Genomic DNA, 14,796 nt, shown 5'->3' on the forward strand with positions numbered 1-14,796 from the left:
GCACTTCCCATCGGCGCTGCTGGGCCCCTTTGAAGGACTCCGAATCAGCTGGCGCGGGGGACGCTGGCGGTGGCCGCCACCACGGGAGTGGTGTCGGCGGCCGGCAGCGCGACCGTGACCTCCAGCCCGCCGCCCTCCAGGGCCACCGCCGACACGGTGCCGCCGTGCGCGTCGCAGACCGCCCGCACGATGGAGAGGCCCAGCCCCGACCCGCGGGAGCCGGTACGTTCCCAGCCGCCCCGCTGGAACGGCTCGAACAGGCCCGGCACATCGCCCGGTTCCACCTCGTAGCCGGTGTTGCCGACCACCAGCCGGGCCTGGCCGCCCACCGACTCGGTCCGCAGCCACAACTGCCCGAGCAGGTGGTTGTAGCGGATCGCGTTCTCGATCAGGTTGCCGGCCAGCCGGTCCAGCAGGCTCGGGTCGCCGACCACCGGGGCCGGCGCCAGTTCCGTGCTGACATCGAGCTTGAGGCGCTCGGCCTCGGCCTTCACCGCGGACAGCGCGTTGTGGACGCTGATCGCCAGGTCGGCCGGCACCTTGCGGACCAGCCGGCGGCCGGACTGCGCCTCCGACCGGGCCAGCACCAGCAGCGCGTCGACCAGCCCGTTGGCCCGCTCCGAGGCGTTGCGGACCACCTTGGCCATCCGCCGGTACTCCGCCACGTCGGCCTCGTCGTCACTGAGCGTCACGTCGATCTCGGTCCGCATCACCGCGAGCGGGGTCCGCAGTTCGTGCGACGCGTTCGCCACGAACCGCTTCTGCGACTCGAACGCGGCGGTCAGCCTGTCCAGCATGGCGTCGAAGGTCCGGGCCAGCTCGGCCACCTCGTCGTCCGCGCCGGAGTAGCGGATCCGCTGGTCCAGCGTCTCCTCGCCGAGCCGCTGCGCGGTCTGGGTCACGTAGTGCAGCGGGCGCAGCGCCCGTCCGGCCATCAGGTAGGCCAGGGCGACTCCGATGAGCCCGACCGCGATCAGCGCGCTGAAGCCCTTGATCAGCACCTCGCGGGAGGCCTGCGCGACCATCTCGGTCTGCCAGGCGAGCGCCTCCTGGGTGCGCCCGTCGCGCAGGGTCACCGTGGAGCCGGCCCGCAGCTCCTCGACCGGGTGCAGCGACTCGCTGACCATCAGCCAGGCCAGCAGCACCAGGATCACCCCGGCGCCGACCAGCAGGAGGCCGTTGAGCAGGGTGAGGCGCAGCCGCAGGGTGGGGCGCATCCGGCCGCGGTCGCCGGGGTAGACGGTCACGAGGCCACGACCGGTTCGGCGATCCGGTAACCGGCGCCCACCACGGTCTCGACCAGCGGCGGATCACCCAGCTTCTTCCGCAGGGTGTTGATCGTCACACGTACGGTCGTGGTGAAGGGGTCGGTGTTGGCGTCCCACACCCGGTCCAGCAGCTCCTCGCTGGAGACCACCCCGCCCTTGGCCTTGAGCAGTTCCTCGAGGACGCAGAACTCCTTGTTGGTGAGCTCCAGCGGCGCCCCGCTCCGGGTCACCACCCGACGGGACTGGTCCAGCACCAGATTGCCGGCGGTGAGCACCGGGGGCGCCACCGGGGTGGCCCGCCGGCCGAGCGCCTGCACCCGGGCCACCAGCTCCTTGAAGTCGAACGGCTTGGCCAGGTAGTCGTCGGCGCCCAGCTCCAGGCCCTCTACCTTGTCGTCCACCGACGAGCTGGCGGTCAGCATCAGCACCCGGGTCAGCGTGCCCGACTCGACCAGGGCCGCGCAGATCTCGTCGCCGTGCATGCCGGGCAGGTCGCGGTCGAGGACGACCACGTCATACCGCGTCACGTAGGCCATCTCGTGACCTTGGAGACCGTCGTAGGCGACGTCCACCGCCATCCCCTTGCGGCGCAGGCCCCGCACGATCGCGTCGGCCATGTCCCGCTCGTCCTCCACCACCAGCACACGCACCGCAGACCTCCCGAAACACCCCGGCCGTACGTGCAGGCTACCCAGCCGCGGCCAGCGGCGTCAGAGGCGCCAGACCGCGGCCGACGCATCCAGCCGGCGGCAGATCAGCGCCCCCGAACCGAACCGGCAGCCACCGGCGATCCACGCCGCCCCACCGAGCAGGCGGACCTTCCCGGTGGTCAGATCGAGCACCCCGTACCGCATGGTGTTGTCGATCGAGAGGATGCGGTGGACGTAGGCCGTGCCGGGCCGCGGACCGGGACCACCGTTGATCCAGGCGCCCACCCGGGCGGTGATCCGGCCGGTACGCGAGTCGAGCACCGACAGGTCCGGATCCCCCCGGCTCGCCGCGCCCAGCATCACGTGGTCGCCGAGCGGCTCGTGGCTGTCCCAGCCGTCCCGCCGCCACACCTGACGCCCGGTGGCCGGGTCGATGCCGGCGAGACCGTCCTCGCCCTGCACGGCGCAGATCACCGGACGGCAGTCCAGCAGGTACCCGTCCGGGCCGACCAGCGACCCGGCCCGCCAGCGCTCGGCCAGGGTGGTGTCGTCGTAGGCGATCGAGTCGCCGCCGCGCGTGACGATGAGGAGGCCGCCCGCCACCCGGAACACGGTGTCCCGGTCCACCGGCAGCGGTGTGCGGGTGGACGCGGTGATCCCGCCGGTACGCGTCTCCCGCGCCTCCAGCCGCCCGTCCGGCCACAAGGTGTGGATCAGACCGGGGAACACGGTGTAGAAGTAGCCGGTCCGCAGCGCCCACGTGCCCGGCGGTGGCGGCGGCGACATCGTCCAGCGCGGTTTCCCGGTCCGCGGATCCAGCCCGTGCCAGGACGCCAGGCCGGGGTCGATGGTGTCGTCGTGGACCAGGGCCGTGCTCCGGTCGCCGGAGAGGCCGAGCATGACGGCCGCCCGCTGCCAGAGCGGCTCCGCCGACCCGGCCCGTACGGCGATCAACCCGCTCGCCCCTGCCCCGTCCTGCGTGTTGGAGGAGATGAGCAGGATGCCGTCGCCGGCGTCGGTGAGCGAGCGGACGTCCCCCGCGATCGGGGCCGTCCAGGTGCCGGACAGGGTCATGCCGGGCAGCGCGAAGGCGCGGATGGTGTGGGTCCGCACCTCGCTGCCGATCGGCTCGCCGGGCCCGATCAGGTAGAGCCGGTCGCCGTCCACCCGGATCGCGTGACGCAGGGTGAGCGGGATGACCTGGGGTGGCGGCGGGGGCGCCGCGGGTGGCACCGCTCCACCGAGCGCGGCCAGCAGGATCGCCGCGAGCGGACCCAGAATCCATCGGTACGGCAGAGGCGCGCGCGGCAGCACGGTCTCGTCCGGCGCACCGGCCGGCACCTCGCCGAGGTCGATCACGCGGTGTCCCCTGGTCCGGCGAACGGTCAGGTCCGGTACGCCCAGACCCGCAGGCCCCCGGTATCCCGACAGACTACGTATCGATCGTCGCCACCGCAGTCCCCGCCGTGCACGTCCGCCAGGCCGAGCACCTTCACCTCGGGCTCCCCGGCCAGCACCGCCCCGAAGGTCTGGCCGCCGTCACGCTCGTGGCGGCGCAGCAGCAGCACCCGGTCGGAGGTCCCGTCCACCGGCGCGGTCCAGCCCTTCAGGTTCACCAGAGGCGCCGCGGTGACCGGGTCGATCAGGTGCCACGGCGCACCCGTCTCCGCTCTGGCCAGCAGCACGTACCCGGCCCGCGCGCTGAGGCTCATCTCGGCCGGGACGAACCACTTCGGCTCTCCGCTGACCGGATCGACCACCGACACCTCGGCCTTGTCCCGGGAGCAGAGCAGCCCGGTGCAGTCGGCCGGCGCGGGATCGTCGGTGATCAGGCGCTTCCAGCGGCGCTCCAGCGTGCGGGCGTCGTAGCCCAGTTGCACGTTCGCGCCCTGGTAGCCGACCAGGGCCAGGTCGCCGAGCACCGACGCGGTGCTCGGCCCGGCGCCGTCGACCTGCCGCAACGGCTTCTCGCGCAGCACCCGGCCGGTCGCCGCGTCCAGCAGGGTGAGCCGCTCGGAGGCGGTGACGAGGACGGCCCGCGGCGAACCGGCGACCGGGTCGGCGGTGACCGAGCCGGGCGACGACGCGGTCCACAGCGTCTCCCCGGTGCCGAGGTCCAGGCCACGCACCTCGGTGCGCTCCGGCGGCTCGGTGTGCGGCTGCCCGTCGGCCGAGAAGTAGAGCATGCCCGGGTCGCCGGACTCCTGGTCGTAGAGCGTGCCGGGCCGGAAGATCCGGTCCACCGTGAACGCGGTGTCGCCGGCCGTGGTGACCCGGGCCGCCGAGGTCCAGAGGGCCCGCCCGTTCTCCGGGTCCATGGCCGTGGTCGGGCCCGGCCCGTCGGTGACCAGCAGCACCCCGCCGGCCGCCCGTACCGAGACCGGCCCGAAGATGCCGCTGGCCGGGTCGTGGTCGGCGCTGACCGGCAGTGCGGCGCTCCACATCCGGTACGGCTCCGGCTTCAGGGCCCAGGCGGTCAGCGTCCGCTCCGGACCGGAGGAGACGACCGTGAAGAGCCGCCCGCCGGCCAGCTGGATCGGCGCGTCGGTGCCGGCCGAGGCCGGGATCAGGCCCAGATGGCGCCAGAACGTGCCGCCCGGGAGGGCCGCGCCGCCCAGGGTCACCGCCAGGACGGCGGACAGGGCCAGGCCGAGATGCCGGTAGCGCCAGGGCGGCGGGGTACGGCGGGGCGGTTCCGGATCGAGCGGGGCGTCCCGGTCCAGCTCGATCAACGTCACGCCGCGCCCTCCTCGCTCACGCCGTCAGAGGCCGGTACGCCCAGACGACCAACTCCCCGTACACCGACCGGCAGATCAGCCGCTCCGGGGCGGTCTGACACTCCCCGGTGCCGGTGGGCAGCTCGGCGAGCAGGCGCGGATGGGGCAGGCCCGGGGCCGCGACGGCGACCATCGTACGCGGGCCCGGCCCGATCTCCCGGGTCACGAGCAGCTCCCCGCCGGCGGCCGCCCCGCCGACCGGCCGCCACCCGCTCAGGTCGACCAGCATCCGCCCGGTCCGGGCGTCGACCACCCCGGCCGGGTACTCGGGGCCGTCGGCGTACGCGATCAGCCCGGCGCCGGACTCCGCGACGGATCGCCAGCCCGGCCGGTGCCAGCGCTGGTCGCCGGTGGCCGGGTCGATGGCCCGCACCCCGTCCAGCCCGATGAGGCAGGCCAGCGGCCCGCACGCCTGGATCTCCCGGGTGCCGGTGGCCGGCTGGGTCCACATCGGCCGCAGGGTCAGCGGGTCGTAGGCGGAGATCTCGATCCCGGACGGCCCGGGATGCCGCAGCAGCACCAGGCCACCGGCGACCACCGGGTTCTCCGGGTCGTAGTTGGCGGGCGGCATCCGGTGCACGGCCACCGGGGCGCCGGTCGCCGCCTCGTACACGTGGGCCGTCAGGTCGTCCCGGACGAGCAGCAGCCGGCCGGGTCCACCGGGCGGGCCGGGCACGGCGAGCAGCACGGCGGTGGACGGCACCCAGAGCCGCCAGCGTGCGCCCCCGCCGGCCGGATCGAGCATCTCGATCCACTTCTCCACCCGGCGGCCGTTGCCGGACAGGCTGCGCACGCCCTCGACCGCGAGCATCAGGTCGTCGCCCGGGAAGGTGATCACGTTGCGCTCGTTGTGCCAGGTGCGGGCGCCGGTCCGCAGGGACACCGCGGTGGTCCCGGGTTCGCCCCGGCCCGGCGCCCAGGGGCGCAGCAGGACCTGGCCGCCGCCGGTGCGCAACCGGTAGACCGGGATGTCCTGCGCGACCCGCCACTGCTGTTCGCCGGTCTCCAGGTCGTAGGAGCTCAGCTCGCCGGCCCGCTGGATGACCAGGCGACCGTCGCTGGTCAGGGTGTCCGGGTCGCCGGGGCTGATGTCGAGCCGGAGCAGCTCGGACAGCGGCGGGCCGGGCGGCGGCGCCGCGGCCGCGACCGAGAAGAGCAGTAGGACGGCGAGGAGGGCCGGACCGAGCCAGAGCGGCGTGGTCCGCCGCTCCGGCCGGTGGTACGTCTCCGGCTCACCCCGTTCCAGCCCCAGATCGATGACGACCGGCCCACTGGAGGCGCTCATCCATCAAAGGTAACAATTATGTAACGGGAATGCTCGCCTCAAGGCTCGACGCCCACTCGGTCACGTCCCGCGCGATGTCCTGCGCGGTCAGGCCCAGGGCGGTCAGGATCTCGGCGCGGGTGCCGTGCGGGTGGAACCCGGCCGGCACACCGAAGTCCCGCAGCGGGGTGGCCACACCGGCGTCCCGCAGCGCGCTGGCCACCGCGTCGCCCACACCACCGGTACGGATCCCGTCCTCCAGGGTGACCACGGCGCGGTGCTGGGCGGCCAGACCGGTCAGTTCGATCGGCACCGGGCGGACCCAGCGCGGGTCGACGACGGTGACGCCGTACCCCTGCTCGGTGAGCCGCTCCGCGGTGTCCAGCGCCAGGCCCACGAACGAACCCACCGCCACGAGCAGCACGTCCTGGCGGTCGCTTTCACGCAGCACGTCGACCTGACCCACCCGGCGCAGCGCCGGGGTGTCCGGGGCGACCGAGCCGGTCGGGAACCGCACGATGGTCGGCCCGTCGTCGACCGCGACCGCCTCGCGCAGCTCCTCGCGCAGGGTGGCGGCGTCCCGCGGGGCGGCGATCCGCAGCCCCGGGACCACGCCGAAGACGCTCATGTCCCACATGCCGTAGTGGCTCGGCCCGTCCGGCCCGGTGATCCCGGCCCGGTCCAGCACGAAGGTCACCGGCAGGCGGTGCATCGCCACGTCCAGCAGGACCTGGTCGAAGGCCCGGTTCAGGAACGTCGCGTAGACCGCCACCACCGGGTGCAGCCCGCCCATCGCCAGGCCGGCCGCGGAGGTCGCCGCGTGCTGCTCGGCGATGCCCACGTCGTACGTCCGCTCCGGGTACTTCTTCGCCAGCGCCGCGATGCCGGTCGGCTCGGCCATCGCCGCGGTGATGCCCACGATGTCCGGGCGCTCGTCGGCGATCCGGACCAGTTCCTCGGAGAACACCTTGGTCCACTTGAGCGTCGGCGCGGCCAGCAGCTTGCCGGTCTCCACGTCGAACGCGCTGCCCGGGCCGTGCAGGCAGTCCGCCTCGTCCTGCTCGGCGGGGAGGTAGCCGTAGCCCTTCTTCGTGACCGCGTGCACGATGACCGGGGCGTTGAAGCCCTTGGCCCGGCGCAGCGCCGACTCCATGGCCTGCTGGTCATGGCCGTCGACCGGGCCGATGTACTTCAGGCCCAGGTCCTCGAACATCGGCTGCGGGCTGATCGCGTCCTTGATGCCCTTCTTGACCGCGTGCAGCACCTCGAAGACCGGCTTGCCCACCACCGGGGTCTGGCCCAGCGCGTCCTTGACCAGGTCGAGCACCTTCTCGTAGCCCGGGTTGAGGCGCAGCGTGGACAGGTGGTCGGCGAGACCGCCGATGGTCGGCGCGTAGGAGCGGCCGTTGTCGTTGACCACGATCACCAGGCGGTTGCGGGTGGCCGCGATGTTGTTCAGCGCCTCCCAGCACATGCCGCCGGTCAGCGCGCCGTCACCGACGACCGCCACCACGTGCCGGTCCTCGCCACGCAGGGTGAACGCCTTGGCCAGGCCGTCCGCGTACGACAGGGCGGTGGAGGCGTGCGAATTCTCGATCAGGTCGTGCTCGCTCTCCGCCTGGCTCGGGTAGCCGGTCAGGCCACCGCGCTGGCGGAGCAGGTCGAAGCCGTCCTGCCGGCCGGTCACGATCTTGTGAACATACGCCTGATGGCCGGTGTCGAAGAGGATCTTGTCGCGCGGGGAGTCGAAGACGCGGTGCATCGCCAGGGTCATCTCGACCACGCCCAGGTTCGGACCCAGATGACCGCCGGTGCGCGAGACCTTGGCCACCAGGAAGTCACGAATCTCGGCCGCGAGCAGGGTCAACTGCTCAGCGGTCAGTCGCTTGAGATCACCGGGTTCGGTGATGCTGCTCAGCAGGCCGGCCGGGGTCGAGGGGGAGTCACTCATGAGGGCAGAGTCTATCGGTGCCCCGCCGCGCCGCGACTTGAGCGAACGGACCGTCACCAATCCTCCACACAATTGGGACCTCCCCCGACCGGCGCGAATCGAACCCCCGGCTGGTTCTCCGGCACGACCTTCGGGCATTCTGGGAGCACACAGCGACTGGCGGCACGGGGATGGTCGAACCATCGGGGAGCTCGTCACGAGGAGTCGACCGCCTGGGCTCCCCGCACGAGGAGTCCACATGTCCACCGCACGTCTTCTGCCCGGCGCCCCGGTCGCCGAATCGGTCCTCGACGACGTCCGCGAACGTGTCGCACGTCTCCAGGAGCGCGGCATCCAGCCCAGCCTCGCCACCATCCTGGTCGGTGACGACGACGCCAGCGCCGGCTACATCCGGATCAAGCAGAAGCAGGCCGCCGAACTCGGCTTCTCCTCCCCGCACCAGCACCTGAGCGGTGACGTCACCCAGGCCGACCTGCTCAAGGTGATCGCCGACTTCAACGACGACAAGAACGTGCACGGCGTCCTCATCCAGTACCCGATCCCGGCCCACCTGGACTACGACGCGGCCCTGCAGACCCTCGACCCCGACAAGGACGTCGACGGCATGCACCCGCTCAACATGGGCCGGCTCGCCGTCGGCCTGCCCGGCCCGCTCCCCTGCACCCCGGCCGGCATCGAGGCGCTGCTCGCCTTCCACGGCATCGAGATCTCCGGCCGCGAGGTGGTCATCCTGGGCCGCGGCGCCACCCTGGGCCGCCCGCTCGCCATGCTGCTGGCGCAGAAACGCCCGACCGCCAACGCCGCCGTCACCGTGGTGCACACCGGCGTCAAGGACTGGCCCCGCTACACCCAGCGGGCCGACGTCCTGATCGCCGCGGCCGGCGTCCCCGGCATCGTCAAGCCCGAACACGTCAAGCCGGGCGCGGTCGTCATCGGCGCCGGCGTCCGCTACGAGGGCCGCCGCCTCCTCCCGGACGTCGAGGAGTCCTGCGCCGAGGTGGCCGGCGCCATCACCCCCCGTGTCGGCGGCGTCGGCCCGACCACCGTCGCGATGCTCTTCCGCAACGCGGTAACGGCCGCCGAACGAGCAAACCCCTAAAGCCCTTCATCGGTACGGGGTGGGCCGCACCCGCCAAATCCACCCCGTCCCGCCGGCTCCACGCGATCCAGCTGCCGGGGCACGCCTTTGCCGCGCCCGCCGGGCTGAGCCTGATTGCTCCGCTTCGCTCCGCGGCAAAACGCTGGGCCTAATTGCTCCGCTTCGCTCCGCGGCAAAACGCCTTGTAACCGGTGTCGAGGCAGGCGATTTCCCGCCACAGCACACCCCGCTGCGTCGGCAAATCGCTTGCCTCGACACCGGCGGCGTTTTGCGTGAGTGTGGGTGCTTTCGTGGTGGTGTGGTGTGGTGTGGGTCAGGCGGGGGTCAGGTGGGCCACGCACTCGACGTGCTGGGTCATCGGGAAGCAGTCGAAGGCACGGACTTCCTTGACGTGCCAGCCCTCGGCACGGAACGTCTTCAGGTCACGGGCCAGGGCGGCCGGGTCGCAGGCCACGTAGGCGACGGCCCGCGGACGGGCCGCCGCGACGGCCCGGACCACCCGGGCGCCGGCGCCGGCCCGGGGCGGGTCGAGGACGACCAGGTCGACCGGGCCGGCGACGCGGCGCCGGGACAGCGCCACCTCCACGCGGGCCTCGACGATGTCCAGGTGGGGCAGGTCGGCCAGGTTGGCGCGGGCGGCGGCCACCCCGGCCGGGGACGACTCGACGACGGTCACCCGGGCCCCGGTCCGCCCGGCGATCGCGGCGGCGAACAGGCCGGCGCCCCCGTACAGATCCCAGGTGGTCTCGCCGGCGGCCGGCCGCAGCATCTCCAGGACCGCCGTGACCAGGGTGTCCGCGGCCTGCGGGTGAACCTGCCAGAAGCCCTGCGGCGGGATCCGCCAGGCCCGTCCGGCCGCCTGCTCGGTGACCTCGGCCGGTCCGGAGAGCCGGATCAGCGAGCCGCCCTCCGGCGCCTCCCCGAGGTCGTCGCCGTGGGCCGGGCCGGCCGTGCCGGACGGGCGGCCCAGCACCGCGACGTCCCCGCCGGTGGAGGCGACGGCCTGCACCGCGTCGACGTCGGGCCAGTCCCCGGCGAGCACGTCCAGGTCCTGGATGGCCGGATGGGCGATCCGGCAGCGGTCGATCGGCACCACCTGGTGCGACCGGTGCTGCAACAGCCCGGGGCGCCCGGCCGCGTCGACCGCGTACCGCACCCGGGTCCGCCATCCGAGCAGCGGATCCTTGGCGGGCAGCGGCTCCACCCGTACGAAAATGCCCTCGGGGTCGAGACCGGCCAGACGGACCAGCTGTTCCCGGACCACCTCGGCCTTCCACCGCAGCTGGGCCTCGCCGGAGGCGTGCTGGAGGTCGCAGCCGCCGCACCCGCCCGGATGGGCGTAGGGGCACGGCGGGGTGACCCGGTCCGGGGACGGCTCGTGGATCTCCACGGCGTCGGCTCGCAGGTATCCGCGGTGCAGCTCGGTGATCTCGGCGGTGACCCGCTCGCCGGGCAGGGCGTGCCGGACGAAGATCACCCGTCCGTGCGGGCCGCCGAGCCGGGCGACACAGTGCCCGCCGTGCGCGGGCGCGCCCACGGTGACCTCGACCCGGTCCCCCTCGACCAGGTCGTCGATGATCGCACCGGTCATCGTGGCGCCTCGTCTTCCTCGTCGTGGATACGCGGTCCACGAGCCGGCGCCCGGGTGAGGCCCCGGTCCATCCGGTCGAGGTCCCGGTCCTGGCTGGATTGCAGCTGCCAGGGCACGCTGGTGACCATCACGCCGGGCTCGAACAGCAGCCGGCCCTTGATCCGCAGCGCGCTCTGGTTGTGCAGCAGGTTCTCCCACCAGCGGCCCACCACGTACTCCGGGACGAAGACGGTGACCACGTCGCGCGGTGACGCGCGCCGGGTGTTCTTCACGAAGTCGATGATCGGCCGGGTGATCTCCCGGTACGGCGAGTCGACCACCGTGAGCGCGACCGGCAACTGCCGCCGTTCCCACTCGGCCTGGATGGCCCGGGTGTCGTTGTCGTCGACGTTGACGGTGACCGCGGTGAGCGTGTCCGGCCGGGTGGCCTGCGCGTAGGCGAGCGCACGCAGGGTCGGCTGGTGCACCTTGCTGACCAGCACGATGGCGTGGTTGCGGGACGGCAGCACGGGCCGCTCGTCGGTGGGTTTGAGCTCCTCGGCGACCCGGGTGTAGTGCCGGTGGATGGCGACCATCAGCCCGTAGATCACGATCATGGCGGCGATCGCGATCCACGCCCCGAGCAGGAACTTGGTGATCAGGACGACGATGAGCACGGCGCCGGTGAGGATCATGCCGAACGTGTTGATCGCCCGGGACCGGATCATCTGCCGGCGCCGGATCGGGTCACGCTGGGTCCGCAGGTGCCGGTTCCAGTGCCGGATCATGCCGGCCTGGGACAGCGTGAACGACACGAACACGCCCACGATGTACAGCTGGATCAGCCTGGTGACCTCGGCCTCGAAGGCCACGATCAGCACCATGGCGGCGCCCGCCAGGAAGAGGATGCCGTTGCTGAAGGCCAGCCGGTCGCCGCGGGTGTGCAACTGGCGGGGCAGGTAGCGGTCCTGGGCGAGGATCGAGCCGAGCACCGGGAAGCCGTTGAAGGCGGTGTTCGCGGCCAGGAAGAGGATCAGGGCGGTGACCGCGCCGACCAGGTACAGCATGAACGAACCGGATCCGAAGACGGTCTCGGCGAGCTGGGTGGTGACCGTCTTCTGGACGTAGCCCTCGGACGCGGCGTTCGGCACGATCTGCAGCAGCGGGTCCTCCACATACTGCAACTTCGTGCGCTGGGCCAGCAGGATGATGCCCGAGAGCATGACGATCGCGAGCCCGCCGAGCAGCATCAGGGTGGTCGCCGCGTTCTTGCTCTTCGGCTTCTTGAAGGCGGGCACCCCGTTGGAGATCGCCTCCACGCCGGTGAGCGCGGCGCAGCCCGAGGAGAACGTCCGAAGCAGCAGGAAGGCGAACGCCATCTGGGTCAGATGGTGTTCCTCGGCGTCGATCGTCAGGCCCGCGCTGGGCGCCCGCAGGTCCTCGCCGAGCACGAAGACCCGGAACACCCCGATGAGGATCATGCCGACGATGACCACGATGAACAGGTAGGTGGGAACCGCGAAGGCCGCGCCGGACTCCCGCAGGCCACGCAGGTTGAGCGCGCTGAGCAGGACGATCGCGAGGATGGCGATGGGCACCTTGTGGGTGGCGACCCAGGGGACCACCGAACCCAGGTTGCTCACCCCGGAGGAGATCGACACCGCGACCGTGAGGATGTAGTCGACCAGCAGCGCGCTGGCGACGCCGAGCCCGGCCTTCGGCCCGAGGTTGACCGTGGCCACCTCGTAGTCGCCGCCGCCGGACGGGTAGGCGTGCACGTTCTGCCGGTAGCTGGCGACCACCGTCACCATCACCACCGCGACGGCCAGCGTCACCCAGGGAGAGAAGGCGTACGCCGCGGCGCCGGCGATCGACAACGTCAGCAGGATCTCGTCGGGCGCGTACGCCACGCTGGACAGCGCGTCGCTCGCGAAGACGGGCAGGGCGATCCGCTTGGGCAGCAGCGTGTGCTGGAGCTTGTCCGAGCGGAACGGCCGGCCCAGGAGCAGCCGTTTGGCTAGGGAGGTGGTACTTGCCACGAGTGCCAAGCGTACGGGCGGACCTTTCGGCGTGTGGTCCGCCCCGGACAGCGCTCGCAACAGCGGCATGGCAGGCTCACACTGATCGGTACTGAATCGGGAGGGCACGGACCGTGCACGTGGTGATCATGGGGTGTGGCCGGCTCGGTTCGACGCTGGCCCAGAAGCTCGACGCTCAGGGTCACCAGGTCGCGGTGATCGACCGGGACGCCGACGCGTTCCGGCGTCTCGGGGACAACTTCGGCGGCGTCACGGTCAACGGCATCGGCTTCGACCGGGACGTGCTGCGCGCCGCCGGCATCGAGCGGGCGGACGCCTTCGCGGCGGTCTCCAGCGGCGACAACTCGAACATCATCTCGGCCCGCCTGGCCCGCGAGACGTTCGGCGTCTCCCGGGTGGTGGCCCGGATCTACGACTCCCGCCGCGCGCAGGTCTACGAGCGGCTGGGCATCCCGACGATCGCGACGATCCGGTGGGCCGCCGACCGGATGTACCGGTTCCTGGTGCCCTCGGACCGGGTCGAGGTGTTCCGCGACCCGACCAGCGTGGTCAGCATCGTGGAGACCCCGTTGCACCGGGACTGGGTCGGCCGCACGGTCAAGACGCTGGAGGACCGGACCGGCGCCCGGGTGGCCTACCTGGTCCGCTTCGGGGTGGGCACCCTCGCCGTGCCGTCCACCGTCCTCCAGGACGGCGACCAGGTCTACATGATCGTCACCGACGAGACCGTGGAGCAGGTGCTGGACATCGCCCAGGGCGCCGACAAGGAAGGGAACTGATCGTGCGGATCGCCATCGCCGGCGCCGGCAACGTGGGCCGGTCCATCGCCCAGGAACTGATCGGCAACGGTCACGAGGTCATGCTGATCGAGCGGCAGCCCCGGCAGTTGTGCCCGGAGCGGGTGCCGGAGGCCCGCTGGGTGCTCGCCGACGCCTGCGAGCTGAGCAGCCTGGAGGACGCCGACCTGGCCGGTTGTGACGTGGTGGTCGCGGCCACCGGCGACGACAAGGCCAACCTGGTGGTGTCGCTGCTGGCCAAGACCGAGTTCGCGGTGCCCCGGGTGGTCGCCCGGGTGAACCGGGCGGAGAACGAGTGGCTCTTCAACGAGCAGTGGGGCGTCGACGTCTCGGTGAGCAAGCCCCGCCTGATGGCCGCCCTGGTCGAGGAGGCGGTGACGGTCGGCGACCTGGTCCGGCTGATGACCTTCCGGCAGGGCGAGGCGAACCTCGTGGAGATCACCCTGCCGAAGAACGCGCCCTACGAGGGCCAGCCGGTCCGCTCGGTGCCGATGCCGCGGGATGCCGCCCTGGTCGCCATCCTGCGCGGCAAGCGGGTGGTGGTGCCGACCCCCGACGATCCGCTGGAGGCCGGCGACGAGCTGATCTTCGTGTGCACCGCCGAGGTGGAGGACCAGGTCCGCGCCGTGGTCCTCGGCTCCGACTAGGCGACGGCGGTGTCCCGGCGCTGCGCCGACGTCACCCGGTGGATGGCCCAGATGGTGAAGGCGAACGTGGCGGCGTAGATCGGCCAGCTCACCAGGATGCGCACGATGCCGAGCGCGTTCGCCTTGTCCATCGCGTAGAGGACCGCCTGGATGCCGGCGCGCGTGCTGAGCGAGACGGCCCAGAGCACGGTCAGCCACTGGAAGGTACGGAAGAGCGGGCCGTTGTCGAACCAGTCCTGCTTGCCCTTGTTGGCCATGATGCCCCAGGCGTACCCGATCAGGGGTTTGCGGACCGTCACCGAGACCAGCAGCACCGCCGCCTGACCGAAGGTCAGCAGGATGCCGGGCAGGTAGAAGTCCTTGGCGTCGCCGCTGCGCCAGGCCAGCCAGGCGCCGAGCGCGATGCCGAAGAGGCCGTTGACCGCGTGCCGGACCGGCTGCCGGCGGGCCAGCCGCACCGCGCCGATGGCCAGCGCCGAACCGACCGAGCCGATGATCGCCCACAACAGGGCGGTCCGTTTCTCCAGCCCCGCCACGGACTCGCCGAGCAGCACGTTGAGCAGGACGAAGGCGAGCACCGGAACGCTCGACTCGATGAGGCCGCGGACACCGCCGAGCTGCTCGGCGATCTGCTCGCTCATCGACGGGAGCGGCTCCTCGTCGTCACCGGGCTTCCCGGCCGGCTTCATCTCGTGGAGGTCGTGCTCCGCGATGATCTCCTCGGCGATCTTCTC

General features: G+C 72.2%; 12 protein-coding genes and 1 riboswitch. Of the genes, 3 read left to right on the forward strand and 9 right to left on the reverse strand.

Translation table 11 applies throughout. The annotated features are described in order from the left end of the window. Positions 1 to 44: 44 nt before the first annotated feature. From BJ964_RS03450 to dxs, 6 genes are read right to left on the reverse strand one after another with little or no spacing between them, the layout of a single operon-like run. Complete coding sequence (locus BJ964_RS03450; protein WP_188126770.1) at positions 45 to 1,217, reverse strand: sensor histidine kinase; 1,173 nt, start codon at positions 1,215 to 1,217, stop codon at positions 45 to 47. A 26-nt stretch (positions 1,218 to 1,243) separates the two neighbouring features. Further along, positions 1,244 to 1,918 carry a response regulator transcription factor gene (locus tag BJ964_RS03455; protein WP_188119317.1) on the reverse strand — a complete coding sequence of 225 codons (675 nt, stop codon included), beginning with the start codon at positions 1,916 to 1,918 and terminating at the stop codon, positions 1,244 to 1,246. A 60-nt stretch (positions 1,919 to 1,978) separates the two neighbouring features. Then, a complete protein-coding gene (locus BJ964_RS49000; protein ID WP_188119318.1) occupies positions 1,979 to 3,277 on the reverse strand; it encodes a PQQ-binding-like beta-propeller repeat protein in 1,299 nt (432 codons plus the stop codon). Between the two features lie 26 nt (positions 3,278 to 3,303). Then, positions 3,304 to 4,656 (reverse strand): outer membrane protein assembly factor BamB family protein, encoded by a 1,353-nt coding sequence (locus BJ964_RS03465; protein WP_188119319.1) that lies wholly within the window; start codon positions 4,654 to 4,656, stop codon positions 3,304 to 3,306. Between the two features lie 16 nt (positions 4,657 to 4,672). Beyond that, positions 4,673 to 5,980 (reverse strand): outer membrane protein assembly factor BamB family protein, encoded by a 1,308-nt coding sequence (locus BJ964_RS03470; RefSeq protein WP_188119320.1) that lies wholly within the window; start codon positions 5,978 to 5,980, stop codon positions 4,673 to 4,675. Positions 5,981 to 5,996: 16 nt separating this feature from the next. After that, on the reverse strand, positions 5,997 to 7,910 hold the full coding sequence (gene dxs, locus BJ964_RS03475; protein WP_188119321.1) for a 1-deoxy-D-xylulose-5-phosphate synthase: 1,914 nt from the start codon (positions 7,908 to 7,910) through the stop codon (positions 5,997 to 5,999). A 142-nt stretch (positions 7,911 to 8,052) separates the two neighbouring features. Then, a riboswitch (ZMP/ZTP riboswitch) is annotated at positions 8,053 to 8,135 on the forward strand. A gap of 13 nt (positions 8,136 to 8,148) precedes the next feature. On the opposite strand from dxs, the gene BJ964_RS03480 reads away from it, so the two are divergent. Next, positions 8,149 to 9,009: a bifunctional 5,10-methylenetetrahydrofolate dehydrogenase/5,10-methenyltetrahydrofolate cyclohydrolase gene (locus BJ964_RS03480; protein ID WP_188119322.1), complete on the forward strand. Its 861-nt coding sequence runs from the start codon at positions 8,149 to 8,151 to the stop codon at positions 9,007 to 9,009. Positions 9,010 to 9,322: 313 nt separating this feature from the next. Here the strand turns inward: BJ964_RS03480 and BJ964_RS03485 are convergent, their stop codons facing one another. Further along, positions 9,323 to 10,600: a class I SAM-dependent RNA methyltransferase gene (locus BJ964_RS03485; protein WP_188119323.1), complete on the reverse strand. Its 1,278-nt coding sequence runs from the start codon at positions 10,598 to 10,600 to the stop codon at positions 9,323 to 9,325. Next, entirely contained in the window at positions 10,597 to 12,618 is a 2,022-nt protein-coding gene (locus BJ964_RS03490; RefSeq protein WP_188119324.1) for an APC family permease, read from the reverse strand. The genes BJ964_RS03485 and BJ964_RS03490 overlap by 4 nt, the downstream gene beginning before the upstream one ends. A 113-nt stretch (positions 12,619 to 12,731) precedes the next feature. Between BJ964_RS03490 and BJ964_RS03495 the strand changes: the two genes are divergently transcribed. Then, positions 12,732 to 13,397 (forward strand): potassium channel family protein, encoded by a 666-nt coding sequence (locus BJ964_RS03495; RefSeq protein ID WP_188119325.1) that lies wholly within the window; start codon positions 12,732 to 12,734, stop codon positions 13,395 to 13,397. Then, entirely contained in the window at positions 13,394 to 14,062 is a 669-nt protein-coding gene (locus BJ964_RS03500) for a potassium channel family protein (protein WP_188126771.1), read from the forward strand. The genes BJ964_RS03495 and BJ964_RS03500 overlap by 4 nt, the downstream gene beginning before the upstream one ends. Here BJ964_RS03500 and BJ964_RS03505 read toward each other — a convergent pair. Then, positions 14,059 to 14,751: a DUF3159 domain-containing protein gene (locus tag BJ964_RS03505; protein ID WP_407650831.1), complete on the reverse strand. Its 693-nt coding sequence runs from the start codon at positions 14,749 to 14,751 to the stop codon at positions 14,059 to 14,061. The two genes, BJ964_RS03500 and BJ964_RS03505, sit on opposite strands and share 4 nt — an antisense overlap. Between the last annotated feature and the right edge of the window lie 45 nt (positions 14,752 to 14,796).

The sequence above is a fragment of the Actinoplanes lobatus genome, from assembly GCF_014205215.1.
GTDB lineage: Bacteria > Actinomycetota > Actinomycetes > Mycobacteriales > Micromonosporaceae > Actinoplanes > Actinoplanes lobatus.